The organism is Kitasatospora sp. CMC57 (assembly GCF_045866025.2).
Classification (GTDB): domain Bacteria; phylum Actinomycetota; class Actinomycetes; order Streptomycetales; family Streptomycetaceae; genus Kitasatospora.
The window spans coordinates 3090408-3109187 of the sequence record NZ_AP035881.2; the positions used below are offsets into that span (position 1 = coordinate 3090408).

General features: G+C 72.1%; 15 protein-coding genes and 1 tRNA gene. 3 read left to right on the forward strand and 13 right to left on the reverse strand.

Annotated elements, in window-relative coordinates; all coding sequences use genetic code 11:
• Positions 1-87: 87 nt before the first annotated feature.
• Both ACKUU6_RS13530 and ACKUU6_RS13535 read right to left on the reverse strand, forming a co-directional pair.
• The gene (locus tag ACKUU6_RS13530; protein WP_407988763.1) at positions 88-759 is read right to left on the reverse strand and encodes a helix-turn-helix transcriptional regulator; all 672 of its coding nucleotides are present in this window, start codon (positions 757-759) and stop codon (positions 88-90) included.
• Positions 760-933: 174 nt separating this feature from the next.
• A tRNA-Thr gene (locus ACKUU6_RS13535) sits at positions 934-1009 on the reverse strand.
• Between the two features lie 224 nt (positions 1010-1233).
• Here ACKUU6_RS13535 and ACKUU6_RS13540 point away from each other — a divergent pair.
• Positions 1234-1422, forward strand: a complete 189-nt coding sequence (locus ACKUU6_RS13540; RefSeq protein WP_407988764.1) for a hypothetical protein — start codon at positions 1234-1236, stop codon at positions 1420-1422.
• A 15-nt stretch (positions 1423-1437) separates the two neighbouring features.
• On the opposite strand, the gene ACKUU6_RS13545 is transcribed toward ACKUU6_RS13540, so the two are convergent.
• From ACKUU6_RS13545 to rsmI, 8 genes are all read right to left on the reverse strand, one after another.
• Entirely contained in the window at positions 1438-3231 is a 1794-nt protein-coding gene (locus ACKUU6_RS13545; RefSeq protein WP_407988765.1) for an ABC-F family ATP-binding cassette domain-containing protein, read from the reverse strand.
• Positions 3232-3297: 66 nt separating this feature from the next.
• Positions 3298-4275 (reverse strand): aldo/keto reductase, encoded by a 978-nt coding sequence (locus ACKUU6_RS13550; protein ID WP_407988766.1) that lies wholly within the window; start codon positions 4273-4275, stop codon positions 3298-3300.
• A 75-nt stretch (positions 4276-4350) separates the two neighbouring features.
• Positions 4351-5268 carry a 4-(cytidine 5'-diphospho)-2-C-methyl-D-erythritol kinase gene (locus ACKUU6_RS13555; protein ID WP_407988767.1) on the reverse strand — a complete coding sequence of 306 codons (918 nt, stop codon included), beginning with the start codon at positions 5266-5268 and terminating at the stop codon, positions 4351-4353.
• Positions 5268-6155: a 16S rRNA (adenine(1518)-N(6)/adenine(1519)-N(6))-dimethyltransferase RsmA gene (gene rsmA, locus ACKUU6_RS13560; RefSeq protein WP_407988768.1), complete on the reverse strand. Its 888-nt coding sequence runs from the start codon at positions 6153-6155 to the stop codon at positions 5268-5270. The genes ACKUU6_RS13555 and rsmA overlap by 1 nt, the downstream gene beginning before the upstream one ends.
• Positions 6156-6218: 63 nt before the next feature.
• Positions 6219-7088: a TatD family hydrolase gene (locus tag ACKUU6_RS13565; RefSeq protein WP_407988769.1), complete on the reverse strand. Its 870-nt coding sequence runs from the start codon at positions 7086-7088 to the stop codon at positions 6219-6221.
• Positions 7088-8707, reverse strand: coding sequence for a methionine--tRNA ligase (metG, locus tag ACKUU6_RS13570; RefSeq protein WP_407988770.1), 1620 nt, complete (start codon positions 8705-8707; stop codon positions 7088-7090). The genes ACKUU6_RS13565 and metG overlap by 1 nt, the downstream gene beginning before the upstream one ends.
• Positions 8708-8781: 74 nt before the next feature.
• Positions 8782-9156 (reverse strand): hypothetical protein, encoded by a 375-nt coding sequence (locus tag ACKUU6_RS13575; protein WP_407992120.1) that lies wholly within the window; start codon positions 9154-9156, stop codon positions 8782-8784.
• Between the two features lie 251 nt (positions 9157-9407).
• Positions 9408-10256, reverse strand: coding sequence for a 16S rRNA (cytidine(1402)-2'-O)-methyltransferase (gene rsmI / locus ACKUU6_RS13580; protein WP_407988771.1), 849 nt, complete (start codon positions 10254-10256; stop codon positions 9408-9410).
• Between the two features lie 324 nt (positions 10257-10580).
• Between rsmI and ACKUU6_RS13585 the strand changes: the two genes are divergently transcribed.
• Together ACKUU6_RS13585 and ACKUU6_RS13590 are read left to right on the forward strand one after the other, a co-directional pair.
• The gene (locus ACKUU6_RS13585; RefSeq protein WP_407992121.1) at positions 10581-12356 is read left to right on the forward strand and encodes a dolichyl-phosphate-mannose--protein mannosyltransferase; all 1776 of its coding nucleotides are present in this window, start codon (positions 10581-10583) and stop codon (positions 12354-12356) included.
• Positions 12357-12474: 118 nt separating this feature from the next.
• Positions 12475-14172 carry a penicillin-binding transpeptidase domain-containing protein gene (locus ACKUU6_RS13590; protein ID WP_407988772.1) on the forward strand — a complete coding sequence of 566 codons (1698 nt, stop codon included), beginning with the start codon at positions 12475-12477 and terminating at the stop codon, positions 14170-14172.
• Between the two features lie 35 nt (positions 14173-14207).
• Here ACKUU6_RS13590 and ACKUU6_RS13595 read toward each other — a convergent pair whose 3' ends face one another.
• The 3 genes from ACKUU6_RS13595 to ACKUU6_RS13605 all read right to left on the reverse strand — a co-directional run bounded on the left by ACKUU6_RS13595 (position 14208) and on the right by ACKUU6_RS13605 (position 18655).
• Positions 14208-15722 carry a N,N-dimethylformamidase beta subunit family domain-containing protein gene (locus ACKUU6_RS13595; protein ID WP_407988773.1) on the reverse strand — a complete coding sequence of 505 codons (1515 nt, stop codon included), beginning with the start codon at positions 15720-15722 and terminating at the stop codon, positions 14208-14210.
• A 29-nt stretch (positions 15723-15751) separates the two neighbouring features.
• Positions 15752-17068: a glycosyltransferase 87 family protein gene (locus ACKUU6_RS13600; RefSeq protein WP_407988774.1), complete on the reverse strand. Its 1317-nt coding sequence runs from the start codon at positions 17066-17068 to the stop codon at positions 15752-15754.
• Positions 17069-17173: 105 nt separating this feature from the next.
• Positions 17174-18655 (reverse strand): amino acid permease, encoded by a 1482-nt coding sequence (locus ACKUU6_RS13605; RefSeq protein WP_407988775.1) that lies wholly within the window; start codon positions 18653-18655, stop codon positions 17174-17176.
• Between the last annotated feature and the right edge of the window lie 125 nt (positions 18656-18780).

The window sequence follows — 18780 nt, forward strand, 5'->3', positions numbered from 1 at the left end:
TTCCGATGTGCTCTGCCGTCACATAATCAAACAGAACAGCACACGAGTCAACAGAGGGCTTCTGCGGGCGCCCGACGGCGCGGGAGGTCAGGTACGGGTGATGCGTTCCAGCAGGCCGGTGCGGGCGGCGAGGGCGGTGGCTTCGAGGCGGGTGCGGGCGCCGAGCTTCATCAGGACGCGCTGGACGTGGGTGCGGGCGGTGCTGGAGGCGATGCCCATGCCGGCGGCGATCGCGGTGGTGTCCTGGCCCTCGGTGATCCGGATCAGCACCTGGACCTCCCGGCGGGTCAGCGCCCTGAGCAGCCGCAGCGCGTCGTCGTCCGGTTCGGCCACCGGGCGGAGCACGCGCTCGAACGCCCCCTGCAGCACCTCGACCGCGACCGCCGCCTCACCGGCTCTGACCCGCGCGATCGCGCGCTCGACCACCTCGATCCGCTCGTCGCTGCGCACGTAGCCCGCCGCTCCGGCCGCGAACGCCGCCGCGACCCGCACCGGCTCGCCGACCGGACCGAGCACCACCACGGCGATCTCCGGCCGCTCCCGGCGCAGCCGCCGCAGTGAGTCGAAGGCGTCCGGTGCCCCGGGCCCGGCCGCCACCCCCAGCAGGCAGACCTCGGGCCGCCGGCCGGCCACCGACTCGGCCACTGCCCGGGCCGGTGAGCCGATGCCCAGCACCCGGTGCCCGCGCAGGACGAGCGCGGCGGCGAGCGCCTCCGCGAGCAGTCGGTGGTCGTCGACCACCACGAGCCGAACGCCCATGGCGCCCTCCACTCCCCGTCCGGCCACCCCCGCACCCCGTCCGTACCCGGCGGGCCGCCGTGACGCACCATCACAGCGCATTCGGCCACGGCCCGCCAGAGCGCCGGACGGGCCGGCCGGCGTCCTGGGAAAACACCGAAGGCCCCCGCCGTAGTGGCGGGAGCCTTCTGTGACTGGAGCCCCCATGCGGAATCGAACCGCAGACCTTCTCCTTACCATGGAGACGCTCTACCGACTGAGCTATAGGGGCGAACCGGTCGAACGAGGAAGACATTACACGGTGATCGCCCGGTACGTGAAATCCGTCCACCGAGCCGCCCCTGACCCCGCCCGGACGGTCACCGGCCGGGGCGGGGCCCGGGCCGGTGACCGTCCGGGTGAACCGGGAGTGCGGGCCCGGGCATCCGCCGGGGGGGTGCATGTCCCGGTTCCTGGCGGTATGGTGTGCGCTCCTGGGCGGGAAAGGACGCGGACATGCCGGAGCTGTTCAGCAATCGTGGCGTTCTCGCCAGAGTCCTTCCGGTGCTCGGCCTGGCACTCGGATTCTTCCTGCTGGACCTGGGATTGACGCTCCGTCATGAGGGCGGCTCGATCGGCTGGCCGATACCCGGCGCGGTGGTCGCCGCGTGTTCGCTCGCCCTGACGGTACGAAGCTTCCGCTGACCGGTTCCGGGCCGGTTACTCCTGCTCGGCGAGTTCCATCCAGGCGAGCTCCAGCTCCTCCTTCTCCTCGCGGACCTTGCGGAGCTGGCCGTCCAGCTCCGAGATCTTGGCGAAGTCGGCGGCGTGCTCGGCGAGTTGGGTGTGGAGCTTGGCTTCCTGGGTGTCCAGCTTGGCGATCTGGCGCTCCAGCTTCTGCATCTCCTTCTTGACCGCCCGGCTGTCCCCGGCGGGCTTGGCGGCAGGGGTCGCGAGGGCTGCGGGGACGGCCTGCTCGGCCATCCGGGCCCGGCGCTCCAGGTACTCGTCGACGCCGTTCGGGAGCATCCGCAGGCGCTGGTCACCGAGCAGCGCGTGCACGGTGTCTGTGGTCCGCTCGATGAAGAACCGGTCGTGGCTGATCACCACCATCGAGCCAGGCCAGCCGTCGAGGAGGTCCTCCAGCTGGTTGAGGGTCTCGATGTCGAGGTCGTTGGTGGGCTCGTCGAGGAAGAGCACGTTGGGCTCGTCCATCAGCAGCCGGAGCAGCTGGAGCCGGCGCCGCTCACCGCCGGAGAGGTCGCCGACCGGGGTCCACTGCTTGTCCTTGCCGAAGCCGAACTGCTCGCAGAGCTGACCGGCGCTCATCTCGCGGCCCTTACCGAGGTCGACCCGGCCGCGGACCTGCTCGACCGCCTGGAGCACCCGGGTGGCCGGGTCCAGCTCGGCGATCTCCTGGGAGAGGTAGGCCAGCCGGACGGTCTTGCCGACCTTGATCACGCCGGACGCGGGCTGCACGTCGCCCTGGGTGGCGTGGGCGGCCTGCATGGCGCGCAGCAGCGAGGTCTTGCCCGCGCCGTTGACGCCGAGCAGGCCGATCCGCTCACCGGGGCCGAGGTTCCAGGTCAGGTTCTCCAGCAGCAGCTTGGGACCGGCCTTGATGGTGACGTTCTCCAGCTCGAAGACCGTCCGGCCGAGCCGGGCGTTGGCGAACTTCATCAGCTCGCTCTTGTCCCGGGGCTCCGGCACGTCGGCGATCAGGGCGTTGGCCGCCTCGATCCGGTAGCGCGGCTTGGAGGTCCGGGCCGGGGCGCCCCGACGGAGCCAGGCCAGCTCCTTGCGGGCCAGGTTCTGCCGCTTCTGCTCCTCGGTGGCCTCGGCCCTGGTCCGCTCGGCGCGGGCGAAGACGTAGTCGGAGTAACCGCCCTCGTACTCGCGGACCTCGCCGCGCTGGACGTCCCACATCCGGGTGCAGACCTGGTCCAGGAACCACCGGTCGTGGGTCACGCAGACCAGTCCCGAGCGGCGGTTCTGTAGGTGCCCGGCCAGCCAGGCGATGCCCTCGACGTCGAGGTGGTTGGTGGGCTCGTCGAGCACGATCAGGTCGTGCTCGCCGAGCAGCAGCTGGGCCAGCGCGATCCGGCGGCGCTCACCACCGGAGAGCGGGCCGATCACGGTGTCCAGGCCCTCGGGGAAACCGGGCAGGTCGAGGCCGCCGAACAGGCCCTGGATGATGTCGCGGATCCGGGAGTCGCCGAGCCACTCGTGGTCGGCCCGGCCGGCGATGACCTCCTGGCGGATGGTCGCCTTGGGGTCCAGCGAGTCGTGCTGGGTGAGGACGGCGAGCTGGAGGCCGCCGGAGTGGGTGATCCGGCCGCTGTCCGGCTCCTCCAGCTTGGCCAGCATCCGGATCAGCGTGGTCTTGCCGTCACCGTTCCGCCCGACCACACCGATCCGGTCCCCCTCGCTGACGCCGAGGGTGACCCCGTCGAGCAGGGCCCGGGTGCCGTAGACCTTGCTGACGGACTCGATGGTGGCGAGGTTGACGGCCACTGCAGCTGCGCTCCTGGAACTAGGGAGACCGGGAGACGTCCCGGAACCTCCAGCCTAATGGGGTGCTCAGCCGGCGCTGTCCAGCCGGCCGCGCTGCTCGGCCGACAGCTCCAGGTCCAGGGCGGCCAGGCTCTCGTCCAGCTGGGCCACCGAGGAGGCGCCGACCAGCGGGATCACCGGGATCTCGCCGCCGATCAGCCAGGCCAGCACCACCTGGTTGACGGTGGCCCCGGTCTCGGCGGCGACCTGGTCGAGTACGGCTTTGCGGGCTCGGGTGCCCGCGTGGTCGAAGGCCGCGCCGAGCGGCTTGTCCGGGCGGGTGTAGCCGCCGCCGAGCAGCGGAGAGTACGCGACCAGGGTGAGCGCCGGGTCCTCCCGTACATAGCTGAGCAGGTCGCCGTTGACCACGCCCTGGTCGCCGTCGGCGGTGAGCCCGCCCGGCAGGTCGGCCCGGCGGCGGAAGTAGCTGTGGCTGTACTGGAGCACCTCGTACCCCGGCAGCCCGGCCAGGTTGCGGGCCCGCTCGACCCGCCAGGACCAGTGGTTGCTGACGCCCAGCAGGCCCACCGTGCCCTCGTTCACCAGGGCGCCGAAGCCCTCGACGGTCTCAGCCAGCGGCACGGTCGGGTCCTCGACGTGCGCGTACAGCAGGTCCAGCTTCTCCACCCCGAGCCGCCGCCTGCTGCCCTCGGCCTCGGCCCGGATCGCCTGCGCGGACAGGCCCTCGCGGTTCTCCACGTACCCGGTGCCGGCCGCCTTCGGACGGGCGCCGAGCTTGGTGGCGATCACCAACTGGTCGGTGATGCCCCGGCTGCGGCGCCAGCGGCCGAGCAGTTCCTCGCTGGCACCGCCCCGGCTGCCGTCGATCCAGTAGGCGTAGTTGTTGGAGGTGTCGATGAAGGTGCCGCCCGCCTCGGCGTAGCGGTCCAGCACGGCGAACGAGGTGGCCTCGTCGGTCAGCGTGCCCATCAGCATCGCGCCCAGGCTGAGCACGCTGACCTCGCGTCGGGTCCTCGGGTCGGTGCCGATCGTGCGGTACTGCATGCCAGATGTCCCCTTCTCACGGCCCGTCAGCTGCGGGCGGTGGTCAGGAGTCTGGATTCTGGAGCGCACTCCAGGTCAACCGGTCCGGACGGCTGCTCCCGGCACGGGGCCGTACGTGGCGTGCGCCGCCCGGCAGGTGCCGGACTCCCGCAGCGCCCTGGCCACCGCCTCGGCCGACTCGGCGTCCTTGACCAGGAAGGCGGTGGTCGGCCCCGAACCCGAGACCAGCGCGGCCAGCGCACCCGCCTCGGTGCCGACCGCCAGGGTGTCGGCCAGCGCGGGGCGGAGCGAGACGGCGGCGGACTGCAGGTCGTTGCTCAGCGCCCCGGCCACCGCGACCGGGTCACCGGCGGCCAGCCCGGCCAGCAGCGCCGGATCGGCGTCCGGCGTGGCCACCTCGGCCTCGGTGCAGCCGGTGCCCGCCTCGACCCGCAGCCGGTCGCACTCGCGGAACACGGCCGGGGTGGAGAGCCCGCCGTCGGCCACCGCGAAGACCCAGTGGAAGGTGCCCGCGACCGGCAGCGGCGACAGGATCTCGCCCCGCCCGCGCCCCAGTGCGACCCCGCCGAGCAGCGCGAACGGCACGTCCGAGCCCAGCTCGGCGGCCAGCGCGTGCAGCACCTCGGCCGGGGTGTCCAGCCCCCACAGCGCATCGCAGGCCACCAGCGCGGCCGCCCCGTCGGCGCTGCCGCCCGCCATGCCGCCCGCGACCGGGATGGCCTTGGCGATGTGCAGCGCGACGTTCGCCTCGATGCCGTGGTGGGCGGCGAGCAGCCGGGCCGCGCGGGCGGCCAGATTGCTGTCGTCCAGCGGGACGGACGCGGCGTCCGGCCCGGTGCAGGTCAGCGTGACGCCCTCGCCGTGACGGGCCGTCACCTCGTCGCCGAGGGCGACCGCGAAGAACACGTTGGCCAGGTCGTGGAAGCCGTCGGCCCGCAGGCCGCCGACGCCGAGCTGCACGTTGACCTTGGCGGGCACCCGTACCGTGATCATCAGGCGACGTCCTCGGGCTTCGGCTTGTGCTCGGCGATCGCGGCGAACTGCTCGACCGTCAGCATCTCGCCGCGCAGCCTGTGGTCGATCCCGGCGGCGGCGAGAGCCTGCTCGGCCCCGGCCGGGGAGCCGGCCCAGCCGGCCAGAGCGGCGCGCAGGGTCTTGCGGCGCTGCGCGAAGGCGGCGTCCACCACGGCGAACACCTCCTTGCGGGAGGCGGTGGTCTGCGGCGGCTGACGGCGGATCAGCGAGACCAGACCGGAGTCGACGTTCGGCGCGGGCCAGAACACGTTCCGGCCGATCGCCCCGGCCCGCTTCACCTCGGCGTACCAGTTGGCCTTGACCGAGGGCACCCCGTACACCTTGTTGCCCGGCTTGGCGGCCAGTCGGTCGGCGACCTCGCTCTGCACCATCACCAGGGTGCGTTCGATGGTCGGGAAGGTGGCCAGCATGTGCAGCAGCACCGGCACCGCCACGTTGTACGGCAGGTTGGCGACCAGCGCGGTGGGCGGCGGGCCCGGCAGCTCGGTGACCTCCATCGCGTCGCTGAGCACCAGGTCGAAGTCCGCGACCCGCTCGGGCAGCCGGGCGGCCACCGTGGTGGGCAGGTGCTTCGCCAGCAGCGGGTCGATCTCCACCGCCGTGACGTGCCGCGCGACCTCCAGCAGGGCCAGCGTCAGCGACCCGAGCCCGGGCCCGACCTCGACCACCACGTCCTCGGCCGTCACCCCGCCCGCGCGGACGATCCGGCGCACGGTGTTGCCGTCGATCACGAAGTTCTGCCCGCGCTGCTTGGTGGGCTTCACCCCGAGCGTGGCAGCCAGCTCACGGATGTCGGAGGCGCCGAGCAGGAAGCTGTCGGTCGTGGGGGTGGGGTCGCTGTTCACCCTGCAAGGATACGAGCCGCCCGGGCCCGCGCCGCGACGCCGCCCACCACCGGCCGGAGGGCCTCAGTACCCGAAGGCGCGGGCCGTGTTGGCGGCGATCGCGGTGGCGAGGCCGTCGTCGGACAGGCCCAGGGTGGCCGCCATCGAGCGCAGCGTCACCGGGATCAGGTACGGCGCGTTGGGTCGGCCCCGGTACGGGTGCGGGGTGAGGAATGGCGCGTCGGTCTCGATCAGCACCCGGTCCAGCGGGGTGGCCAGCAGCGCGTCGCGGAGCGGCTGGTTGGCCTTGAAGGTGACGGGTCCGGCGAAGGACAGGTACCAGCCGTGCTCGGCGCAGACCTTGGCCATCTCGGCGTCGCCGGAGTAGCAGTGGAAGACCGTCCGCTCGGGCGCGCCCTCGGCCAGCAGGACGTCGATCACGTCCTGGTGGGCGTCCCGGTCGTGGATCACCAGGGCCTTGCCGTGCCGCTTGGCGATCTCGATGTGCCGGCGGAACGACTCCTTCTGGATGTCCACGCCCTCGGGCCCGGTCCTGAAGTAGTCCAGGCCGGTCTCGCCGACCGCGAGCACCTGCGGCAGCGCGGCCAGCCGGTCGATCTCGGCCAGCGCGGCCTCCAGCGCGGGCGAGCCGCCCGGCTCCCGGCGCTGCCCCGACCAGCCGTCCGGGTCGCCGAGCACCAGCCGGGGCGCCTCGTTGGGGTGCAGCGCGACGGCCGCGTGGACCTGCTCGAACTCCGCCGCCAGCTCGGCCGCCCAGCGGGAGCCGGCCACGTCGCAGCCCACCTGGACCACGGTGGTCACCCCCACCGAGGCGGCCTTGGCCAGGCTCTCGGCGGGGGTGCCGGACTGCATGTCCAGGTGGGTGTGCGAGTCGGCGACCGCCACCCCGAGGGGGACGGGCAGCGGCGGCGGGGTCGAGCGGTCGTCGGCCATCAGACGGCGGGCTTCTCTTCCAGGCGGGGGAACAGGATGTCGCCCTTGGTCACCGTGGCACCCACCGGCAGGCGACCCCAGTCGGCGACGGTGGCGATGGTCTGCGCGGCCAGCGGGCCGAGCTCCGGCTCCGCGCCGAGCGACTCCCACAGCTTCTCGGCGGTGGCCGGCATGAGCGGGTTGAGCAGCACGGCGGTGGCCCGCAGCGCCTCGGCGGCGGTGTACAGGATGGTGGCGAGCCGCGCCTGACCCTCCTCGGAGGTGTCCTTGGCGACCTTCCACGGCTCCTGCTCGGTGAGGTAGCCGTTGACCTGCTTGATGAAGTCGAAGACGGCCGCGATGCCGCCCGCGAAGTCCAGCTCCTCGCCGATCTTGCGGTCGGCCAGCCCGGTGGCCGTCACCAGCCCCTCGGCGATCGCCTGCTCGGCCGCACCGGCCGCCGTGGCGGCGGGCAGCGAGCCCTCGAAGTACTTGCCGACCATGGCCGCCACCCGGGAGGCCAGGTTGCCGAAGTCGTTGGCCAGCTCCGAGGTGTACCGGGCGGAGAAGTCCTCCCAGGAGAACGAGCCGTCGGTGCCGAACGGGATCGCCCGCAGGAAGTAGTAGCGGTACGCGTCCACCCCGAAGTGCGAGGTGAGGTCCTGCGGCGAGATGCCGGTCAGGTTGGACTTGCTCATCTTCTCGCCGCCGACCATCAGCCAGCCGTTGGCCACCACCCGCTTGGGCAGCGGCAGGCCGGCCGCCATCAGCATCGCGGGCCAGATCACCGCGTGGAACCGCAGGATGTCCTTGCCCACCAGGTGCACCGAGGCCGGCCACAGCTCGGCGAACCGCTCCGGGTCGGCGCCGTACCCGGCGGCGGTGATGTAGTTCTGCAGCGCGTCCACCCAGACGTACAGCACGTGCTTCTCGTCCCAGGGCAGTGGGACGCCCCAGTTGAAGGTGGAGCGGGAGATCGACAGGTCCTTGAGGTCCTGCTCGACGAAGCGGAGCACCTCGTTGCGGGCCGAGGCCGGGGCGATGAAGTCGGGGTTCTGGGCGTAGAACTCCAGCAGCTTCGGGCCGTACGCGGAGAGCCGGAAGAAGTAGTTCTCCTCCTCCAGCCACTCGACCGGCTTCTTGTGCACCGGGCAGAGCTTCTCGCCCTCGGTGGCGCCCGGCAGCAACTCGCCGGGGAGCTTGTACTCCTCGCAGCCGACGCAGTACGGGCCCTCGTAGCCGCCCTTGTAGATCTCGCCCTTGTCGAACAGGTCCTGGACGAACTCCTGGACCCGGTCGGTGTGCCGCTGCTGGGTGGTGCGGATGAAGTCGTCGTTGGCAACGTTGAGGTGCTGCCAGAGCGGCTTCCACTCCTCCTCGACCAGCTTGTCGCACCACTCCTGCGGCGTGACGCCGTTGGCCTCCGCCGTGCGCATGATCTTCTGGCCGTGTTCGTCGGTACCGGTCAGGTACCACACCTTCTCCCCGCGCTGGCGGTGCCAGCGGGTGAGGACGTCCCCGGCGACGGTGGTGTACGCATGGCCCAGGTGCGGGCGATCGTTCACGTAGTAGATCGGGGTGGTGACGTAGTAGGCCGAGTTCGATGCCTCGGTGGTGCTGTGGTCTGCAGTGGCCGCCATGGTCGGAAATCTTAGCCGCGCGAAGGAACCACCCTCGACTCGATTACCGCGGGGTGGTTCCTCCGCTGCGGGTGTCAGGCCGCGCGGCCGAAGAGCGAGCGCAGCCAGGCCCCGAACGAGCGGTGCGGCAGCCGGGTGTGCGGCTGCTCCGGGTGCTCCGGCTCGGCCCGGCCGGCGTAGCCGGGGGCGTGGTGCCAGGAGTGTTGGGCCGAGGCGACCCGGCCCTCCCGCATGATCCGCACGGTGTGGCCGCCGCAGCCCGGGCAGGTCGGCTTGAGCAGCGGGGAGGGAACCCGGACGCCGTTGGCGTGGTACTCGATCACGGCGTGCCCGTCCCGGGCCACGTGGTGCTCGATCCGGTAGTCCTGCTCCCACCCGTAGCCGCAGCTCAGGCAGGCGAAGGAGTACGCCTCACGGACGGTCTCCACCGGCGTGTGCGGCCTGGTCATGCCCAGCGTGTCGCTCGAGTTCGTCGGACTGCCGATCGTGTCGCTCATGGCGGTCTCCCTGCGCCCGCCGGGCGTTCGCCCGGCACGGGTCTTTCCATCCCAGGGAATGCCCGGGGCCCGCACTTCGCCAACCGGGTTTCCGAAGCTTGGCACCGAATTGGAAATGCCTGTACGACAACGGGGCCAAAACTTCAACAAGCCATGGCTTTACGGAGTGCTTCCTCCACGGTACGCGCGTCAGGGGTCCGGCGTCAGCCGCCGTGTTTGGCCGCCACCACCGCGTCGAAGACCGCCCGCTTGGGCAGCCCGAGCTCGGCGGCGACCGAGGCGATCGCCTCCTTGCGGCGCTCGCCCGCCTCCTGCTCCCGCAGGGTGACCAGCCGGGCCAGCTCGGCCGGCGTGTGCTCCTGCGGCGCGGCCGGCGGGGCCCCCGCCACCACCACGGTGATCTCGCCCCGGACCCCGTCGGCGGCCCAGGCGGCAAGCTCGGCCAGGCCGCCGCGCTTGATCTCCTCGTACGTCTTGGTCAGCTCGCGGCAGACGGCGGCGGGGCGGTCGGCCCCGAAGGCGTCCGCCATCGCGGCGAGCGATTCGGCGATCCGGTGCGGGGCCTCGAAGAACACCATCGTGCGGGGTTCGGCCTTGAGCTCGGCCAGCGTCCGGGCCCGGTCACCGTTCTTCCGGGGCAGGAACCCCTCGAAGGTGAACCGGTCCACCGGCAGGCCGGACAGCGCCAGCGCGGTGAGCACGGCGGACGGTCCAGGTACGGCGGTGACCTTGATCCCGACGGCCACGGCAGCGTCCACCAGCCGGTACCCCGGGTCCGAGACGGACGGCATCCCGGCGTCGGTCACCAGCAGCACCCGGGCGCCGCTCTGCAACGCCTCGACCAGCTCCGGGGTCCGGCCCACCTCGTTGCCCTCGAAGTACGACAGCACCCGCCCGGTCGGGGTCACCCCGAGCGCCTGGGTCAGCCGGCGGAGGCGGCGGGTGTCCTCCGCCGCGATCACGTCTGCGGTGGCCAGCTCGGTGAGCAGCCGGGGCGGCGCGTCCGAGACGTCACCGATGGGGGTTCCTGCGAGCACGAGTACGCCTGTCACGCACCCATCCTCCCAGCTTTTCGCGGGCGCTCCGGGCTGCGCCTGCGCAGGGCGCCCGCCCGCGCGGTCGAAGGGCTCGGGCACCTGGGAGGAGATCTGGCGTTCGGGTCAGACGAATGTCGCTGACCACCTGCCCGACGATCACCTTTCAAAGGCCGCCGTCGCCACCTGGTCCCAAGCGTCTGAGCGCCGCGTGCGGGCGCAGCAGAAATGGTGAGGAAAGGGGCAGGATCACGGCGAGCCGTTGCCTGCTCAGGAGCCGCCCCTACGATGTGGCGGGTGAGCGGCGAAAAGGGCCCTGAGGGGCCGGTTGGCGGAGCGGTCCTGCTGGAAGACGCTGCCCAGGTTCCGGGGCCCCGGGCCGGTGAGACCGAGCGGCCGGGCTGGCGACAGGGGCTGGAACGGTTCGGCTACCGGGCGCCCGAGCGGGCCGGGACGGCCGAGCGGCTGGTGCCGCCGATGCCGGACGGCCCCGGGGTGACGCCCCGTCGGGTGCCGCCGTCGCCGGTACTGCTCCGCCTCGGAGTGCGGCTGCCGGACGCGCTGTGGTCCTGGCTGTGCCGCTGGGCGGGCTGGCTCGGACCGCTCGCGGTGGCTGTGTTCGCCGGGGTGCTGCGGTTCAGCGGCCTGGGCTCCCCGCACGCGATGATCTTCGATGAGACGTACTACGCCAAGGACGCCTACTCGCTCTGGCAGGTCGGCTACGAGACCAGCTGGCCGGACGACGCCAACGGCAAGATCCTCTCGCCCCAGCCGTCCATCCCGTTCCGGGCCGACCCGTCCTACATCGTCCATCCGCCGGTCGGGAAGTGGCTGATCGGCCTGGGCGAGCACTGGTTCGGGATGAACCCGTTCGGCTGGCGGTTCGCGGTGGCGGTGCTCGGCACGCTGTCGGTGCTGATGATCGCCCGGATCGGGCGGCGGCTGTTCCGCTCCACCCTGCTGGGCTCGGTGGCCGGGCTGCTGCTGGCGGTGGACGGGCTGCACTTCGTGATGAGCCGGTCGGCGCTGCTCGACATGGTGGTGATGTTCTGGTGCCTGGCCGCGTTCGGCTTCCTGCTGCTCGACCGGGACCGGACCAGGGCGCTGATCGCCCGTCGCCTGGAACAGGGCCCGATCGGCGACACCTGGCTGCTCTTTCTCGGTTGGCGGCCGTACCGGCTGGCGGCGGCGGTGTGCATCGGGCTCACCCTGGCGACCAAGTGGAGCGGGGCGTACATCCTGCTCGCGTTCATCGCGCTCGGCCTCTGCTGGGACTACGGGGCACGGAAGCTGGCCGGGGTGAGGTTCCCGCTGGCGTACGCGCTCTGGGACGCCGTGTTCGTGGGGCTGCTGCTGCCGGCGATCGCGGTCTCGGTGTACGTGGCCTCCTGGACCGGCTGGTTCATGTCCAGCACCGAGCCGGGCAAGGGCGGGTACGGCCGCGACTGGGCCCTGCACCGGGGCGGGCTCTCGCCCGAGTCCGTCAGGGGCGTCAAGATGCCGTTCCAGGTCGACCTGACCTGGGTTCCGGACGCGCTGCGCAGCCTCTGGCACTACCACGCGACGATGTGGGACTTCCACGTCGGCCTGACCAGCCCGCACACCTACCAGTCCAACCCGTGGAGCTGGCTGCTGGTCGGCCGTCCGGTCTCGTTCTCCTACGAGTCACCCAAGCTGGGCCAGTCCGGCTGCAAGGTGGCCGAGTGCGCGGCCGAGGTGCTCGGGATCGGCACGCCGCTGCTCTGGTGGACGGGCCTGGTCGCGGTGCTGTTCTGCCTGTACCGCTGGGTGCTGCGGCGGGACTGGCGGGCGGGCGCGATCCTGTGCGGGCTGGGCGCCGGGTACCTGCCGTGGTTCCTGTACCAGGAGCGCACGATCTTCCTGTTCTACGCCGTGGTCTTCGTGCCGTTCCTGGTCCTGGCGGTGACCCTGATGCTCGGGGCGCTGATCGGTCCGGCAACGGCCTCCAGGGACCGGCGGGTGGTCGGCGGGACGGCGGCCGGGCTGTTGGTCCTGCTGGTGATGTGGAACTTCCTCTACTTCCTCCCGATCTACACGGGCCAGACCATCCCGATGGAGGACTGGCGCGCCCGGATGTGGTTCAACAGCTGGATCTGAGGTACCACCCGCCCCGTGTACCAGGTGGGTCACAACCGTCGGGGTGAATGCCGGTGCACGGAGTTCCCCCACCTACTGTGGACTGGACCTGCCATGACCATCGGGGGAATTCAGCATTATGAACAGAGGCGCCAAGATAGGCATCGCCACCGTCTGCACGGCACTGGTCGGTGCGGCCGGATTCGGCGCGTACAACGTGTACGACGCGGTCACCGGGAACGAGTCCAAGACGCCGAAGGTACGGACCGTGGTGGCCGAGGCGCCCAGCGCCGACCTGGCCGCAGCCGGGGCCAAGGCGTTCCTGGAGGCGTGGGCCAAGGGTGACCTGGAGGCGGCCGGGGCGCTGACCGACAGCCCGGACACCGCCATCGCCACCCTGAAGGCCTTCCAGGACAAGGTGAAGCCGAGCGCCCTCACCCTGACCCCCGGTGGTGCGCCGACCGCGTCCGCGAGCCCGTCCGCCGGCCCCTCCGCCTCGGCGAAGGCCAGCCCCGCCGCGAGTGCGAGCGCTCCGGCCGGTACGGAGGTGCCGCTGAGCTTCAAGGCCCGGGTGGAGTTCGCCGGGACCACCAACGTGTGGAACTACGACGGCCGGCTCGGCCTGGTCAAGATGAGCGACGGCAAGGCCGCCGTGCACTGGACCGCGAACGTGGTCCACCCGAAGCTGGACACCGGCGAGAGCATCGCGGTGAAGCCGGTCTTCGCCGAGCCCCCGATGGTGCTGGACCGGAACGGGAAGCCGCTCAACTACCCCTCGCTGACCCCCGCCCTGATGGCCAAGTTCAAGCAGAACGCCTCCGGGGCCCCGGAGGACGCCGGGACCGGCGTGGTGATCACCAAGGACGACGGCAGCGGCACCCCTGACAAGCTGTTCACGATCACCGACCCGAAGCCCGCGCCCTCGCTGAAGCTCACCCTCGACGGCAGGCTCCAGGCGGAGGCCGAGAAGGCGGTCGCGGCCGCCTCCAAGGGCGGCACCCTGCCGGCCTCGCTGGTGGCGATCGAGCCCAGCACCGGCAACGTGCTGGCCTTCGCCAACGCCCCGGCCGGCGGGCAGAACCGGGCCTTCCTGGCCGCGATCGCCCCCGGCTCCACCATGAAGGTGATCACGGCCGCCGCCCTGCTGGAGGCCGGGGTCAAGCCGGACGACGTCCTGCCCTGCCCCGCCACCCTGAGCGTGGCGGGACAGACCTTCAAGAACGACTTCACCGAGCCGCACGAGGACTGGAAGTTCTCCCAGGATCTCGCCCAGTCCTGCAACACCGCCATGATCAAGAAGGGTCTGGAGGTGCTCAAGAGCGGGGACATGGAATCCCTCGCCAAGGACGCCTTCGGCATCGGCCCGACCTGGAAGACCGGCATGCTGCTGGCCCCCGCCAAGGCCCCGGCGCCGTCCGGGGACAACCAGCGCGCCGCCCAGCTGATCGGCCAGGGCAGCATCACCATGAACGCCCTCACCATGGCCTCGATCTCCGCGACCGTGCAGAGCGGCGTCTTCCGGCAGCCGATCCTGGTGCCGGGGGCCGAGCAGCTGAAGGCCGAGCGGACGCTCTCCCCGACCACGCTCCAGGGCCTGCGCGCGATGATGAACCTGACCGCCACCAGCGGCACCGCCGCCGGGGCGATGAGCGGCATCACCGCCGGGGCGGGCGCCAAGACCGGTACCGCCCAGGTCAACGGCCAGGCCGACGACAACAGCTGGTTCACCGCTTACCGGGGCAACCTCGCGGTGGCCGCCGAGGTCGGCGGGGGCGGCCACGGCGCCGCGGCTGCGGGGCCGGCCTCCGCGCTGGTGCTCAAGGTCGGCAACGGCTGACGGTCAGGTACCCGCGGGCGGCAACGGCCCGACGGTCAGCTGCCCACGGGGTGCTGACGGCCCGCCGGGCCGGTGGCGAAGGCCCGCAGCAGGTTCTCGGTGACCTGCCGGGTGAACGTCCCGGCCCGGTGGTCCATCCCGTGGTCGGCCCGGGTGCCGCCGGGCCCGTTGGCGTCCAGCGCCTCCACCCAGCGCATGGTGCCGGTGGCGAACACCCCGGCCCCGCTCGGCACCGTGCCGTACGCCGACTCGGCCCGGCTGCGGCGGCCCTCGCAGACCACCGGTGAGCGGGAGACGATCTCGGTCGGGAACGCCGCCGGGCGGTCCGTGGGGACCAGGTCGTACTCGACCCCGACCAGGTGCGGGAAGCTGTCGCCCTCCTTGGCGCCCGTCCCGGCGAGCAGCCAGTGGCCGGGGTTGCTGACCACGTACGGCGCGTCCACCGGGTAGCCGTCGTAGCTGACGCCGAGCAGGCCGCTCTCCGGATCGGCGCCCGGTCCCGCCCGGAAGTCGGTGGTGGCGGGGCGGCCGGCCCGGAAGCCGGGGTCGTCGCGGTAGTCGGACTTCCAGCACACCACCGTCCGGTCCGGGCCGAGCTCCGAGGGTTCGTAACGGACCCTGCGGTAGCAGCAGTTGGCGCCCAGGACGGCCAGGTTGGTGCCCGCGTCGCGGGCGGCGGTGACGTGCCGCCGCTGCTCGTCGGACCAGTACTCGTCGTGGCCCAGGGAGACCACCGCTCGTGCTCCGCGCAGGAGTTCGGGTTCGCGGGCCAGGTCCACGCCGGTGGTGTAGCCCAGCGGCAGTCCGAGCCGTTCGGCCAGGGCGATCAGCGGGGCCTCGTACACCAGGAACAATCCGGCGCCGTCGTCGTAGCGGTACGGCCGGTCGAAGCTGACCTCCATCGACCGGGTGGCGTAGCCGCCGGTCGGGCCGTTGTAGAGGCTGTGGCCGCCCCACTCGTTGTACGCCTGCCAGGTGGCCACGGCGTTCACCAGCACGGTCCGCCCCGCGGCCTCCTTCGACCGGACGGTGACCGGCGTGTAGCGCTGGCCGGGAGCGCCGACCGCGTCCAGCCGGAGCAGGTAGCTGCCCTCGGGCCAGCCGGTGGTGTCGATCGTGGTGCTCTTCGGCCAGCCGGCCCTGACGGTCCTGGTCACGGCGGCCACGGTGGGCCCGGGGCGGGCCGCTCCGGGCAGCCGGTCGGACTTCCAGACCAGCCGGGCCCGGGCGCCGCCGTACCAGCCCATCCGGTACGCGGAGACGGTGAAGCCGGGGGCGGTGGTGGACACGTGCAGTCCGAGCGGTTCGCCGGGGAGCACGCTGACCCGGTCGGTGAAGCCCTCGATCGCGTCCTGCGGTCCCGGTGCGGTGACCTTCCAGTCGGTGTCGCCCGGCCGGTCGTTCTCGGCCCGGACCGGCGAGGGTCCTGGCGCCGGCGGCGCGCTCTCCGCCCGCTGCGGCTCGGGGGTCGCGGCGCTCCCACAGGCCGTCAGACCGGCTGCCGCCACGGCGAGTCCGAGGAACTGCCGCCGTCCTCTATGTTGCACCATGCCCGAATCGTCCCACGGGTCGGTCCGGGTCAGAGCTGAACCCCCGTCAGGATCGTGGTGAGTCGGTCCAGCGGGCGGGGGTTGGCGGCCAGCCGGGGCCAGATCACCAGGACCGCCGGGAGGGCCAGGTAGCCGAACCGGCCGGCCGGGGCGAGGGTGAAGGCGACGGTCAGGCCGACCGCCAGCACGTCGCAGGCGGCGACGGCGGAGGTCGGCGGGTAGGCCAGCAGCCAGATCGCCACCCCGAGCGCGCCGAGGCAGAGCAGGGTGAGCGAGATGGTGTGCCCGGTCGGGCCGAACCCGGCCAGCACCTTGCCCGGCAGCGGGCTGCCGGCCGGGGTGTGTACGGCGGTCAGCCCGAGCGGGAACCGCACCACCTGTTCGCGCAGGACCGCGCCCTGGGTCAGCAGGTACGGCAGCACCACCGCGGTGCTGCCGGCCACCGCGGTCAGGGTGGCGCGGGCGGCCGGGCGGCGGCCGTACAACTGCCAGAGCAGCAGCGCCGCCACCGGCAACGCGGGCCAGGCGGTCCACTTGAGGGTGCAGGCCAGCACCAGCACCAGCCCGGCGGCGACCGCCCGCCCCCGGGCGGCCAGCGACAGCGCCAGGCAGCAGACCCCGATCAGCGGCAGGTCGACCCCGCCGACGACCAGCGCGAGGGCGATCAGCGGGGAGGCCGTCAGGGTGGCCAGCGGCAGGAGCGGGGAGGCCGAGCCCCGTGGTCTGAGCAGCCGCCAGCAGGCGAGCAGGCAGGCCAGGAAGGTGACGGCGAACCAGATCCGGGCGTCCCCGAGCACGGTGGCCACCGGGTTGCCGCTGCCGAGCAGCGCCCTGGGCAGTCCGAACAGCGCCATCGTCGGCAGGTAGGGGTCGTAGTCGGTGACCAGGGCCGGGTTCGGCAGGTACGGGCTGCCGGTGTGCAGCAACAGGTGGGCCGAGCGTTCGACCACCATCACCTCGGATTGGTACCGGCCCTGGAGGACCAGCAGCACCAGCGGCAGCAGCACCGCGCCGAGCACGGCGACCCCCGCCGCCGCCCGCGCCGAGTACCTGCGCGGCAGGGCGAGGCAGAGCAGGGCCGCCAGGCCGTAGGCGGGCGCCGCGACCGTGCCCCAGAAGATCTGGTTCCGCAGGTCGGAGACCAGTGGGAAGGCGGTCGCCCAGCCGGCCGCGACCGCGCAGCCCAGCACCTGGACGGTCCGCCGCTGGGTCGGCCGGAGCCGGTCTGCGGACCGTCCGGCCGTGCGCTGGTCCGGTATCCGGGCGGCGACCACCCCTGACCTGGGTGCCTCGTGCAGGGTGCAGACCGCCTGCTCGGGTACGCCGGGGGTTCGGGTGGTCGCCATGCTGGAAGGGTAGGGGCTGGGTTCGGCTGTTCCGCCGCAGGGGAGGCAACTGTTATGTGGAGCTGTTGGGCGGACCCGGCACCGGGACGCCGGGTCCACCGCAGGTCAACCCGTCCGGGTGAGTTCCGAATCGGGCTGGTCGAGCTTCGAGTGCTTGACGCTGTAGCCGAAGTAGACGGCGGCGGCGACGGCCAGGGCCGCCCCGAAGAACACGTACGTGAGCGGGTGCAGCTTGAGGATGAGGTACACGCAGAAGCCGACGCTGAGCACCGGCACCACCGGGTAGCCGGGGACCTTGAAGCCGCGCGGCAGGTCGGGCTGGGTCCGGCGCAGGATGATGACGCCGACCGACACCACCGAGAACGCCACCAGGGTGCCCAGGCTGGTCAGGTCGGTGAGGATGTCCAACGGCACGAAGGCGGCGAGCGCCGCGACACCGACGCCGACCACCAGGGTGTTCCAGACCGGGGTGCCGGTCCTCGGTGAGAGCTCGGCGAACTTCTTCGGCAGCATGCCGTCCCGGCCCATCGAGTACAGGATGCGGGTCTGACCGTAGATCACCACCAGGGTGATGCTGAAGATCGAGACGATCGCACCGACCGCGAACACGGCGGCGGGCCAGGTCTGTCCGGTGACGTCCTGGAGGATCTGCGCGAGCCCGGCCTCCTGGCCGTCGAACTGCTGCCAGGGCTGGGCACCGATCGCGGTGATCGCCACGCCGATGTAGAGCAGGGTGACCACCACCAGCGAGATGATGATCGCGGCCGGCAGGGTCCGACGCGGGTTCTTGACCTCCTCACCCGCCGTGGACACCGCGTCCAGACCGATGAAGGAGAAGAAGATGCTGGACGCGGCCACCCCGACACCACCGACGCCGAGCGGCATGAACGGGGTCAGGTTGCCGGAGTGAAAGCCCGTCAGGCCGATCGCGACGAACAGCAGCAGGATGACGATCTTGATGGCCACCATGGTCGCGTTCACCTTGGCGGACTCGCTCGCACCGCGGATCAGCAGCGTGACCACCATCGCCACCAGGATCACCGCGGGCAGGTTGAACACTCCGCCGGCGCCGGGCGGGTTGGCCATCCACTCCGGCAGCGTGAAGCCGAAGGCCAGGTCGAAGAACTTGTTCAGGTACTGCCCCCAGCTGACCGCGATCGCCGAGGCCGAGACCCCGTACTCCAGCAGCAGGCAGACCCCGACCCCGAAGGCGACGATCTCGCCGAGGGTCGCGTACGCGTAGGAGTAGGACGAGCCGGAGACCGGGATCGCCGAGGCCATCTCGGCGTAGCAGAGCGCCGTGAGTCCGGCGGTCACCGCGGCGAGCAGGAAGGAGAGCACCACGGCGGGCCCGGCCTCGGGCACCGCGCTGCTGAGCACGAAGAAGATGCCGGTGCCGACGGTGGCGCCGATGCCGATCGAGGACAGCTGCCAGAGGCCGATCGAGCGGCGCAGGTGGATGCCGGACCGGCCGCCCTCCTCGGGTGCTCCGGCGGGCGGCGCGTCGGCCGCCCCGCTCTCGGCGATCAGGGTGGCGACCGGCTTCTTCCGGAGCAGGCGCGAGCCGGGGGTGCTCTGGGTGCTCAAGGGGTGGTTCCTTCTGGGCGGGGGAAAACCTGAATCAACCGGACAAAGATGGGACAGCAGCCCGGGACGCCACAAGTCACGCAAACGGAGCACACCGGAGACGGCCTTGTACGGATCGTCGGACG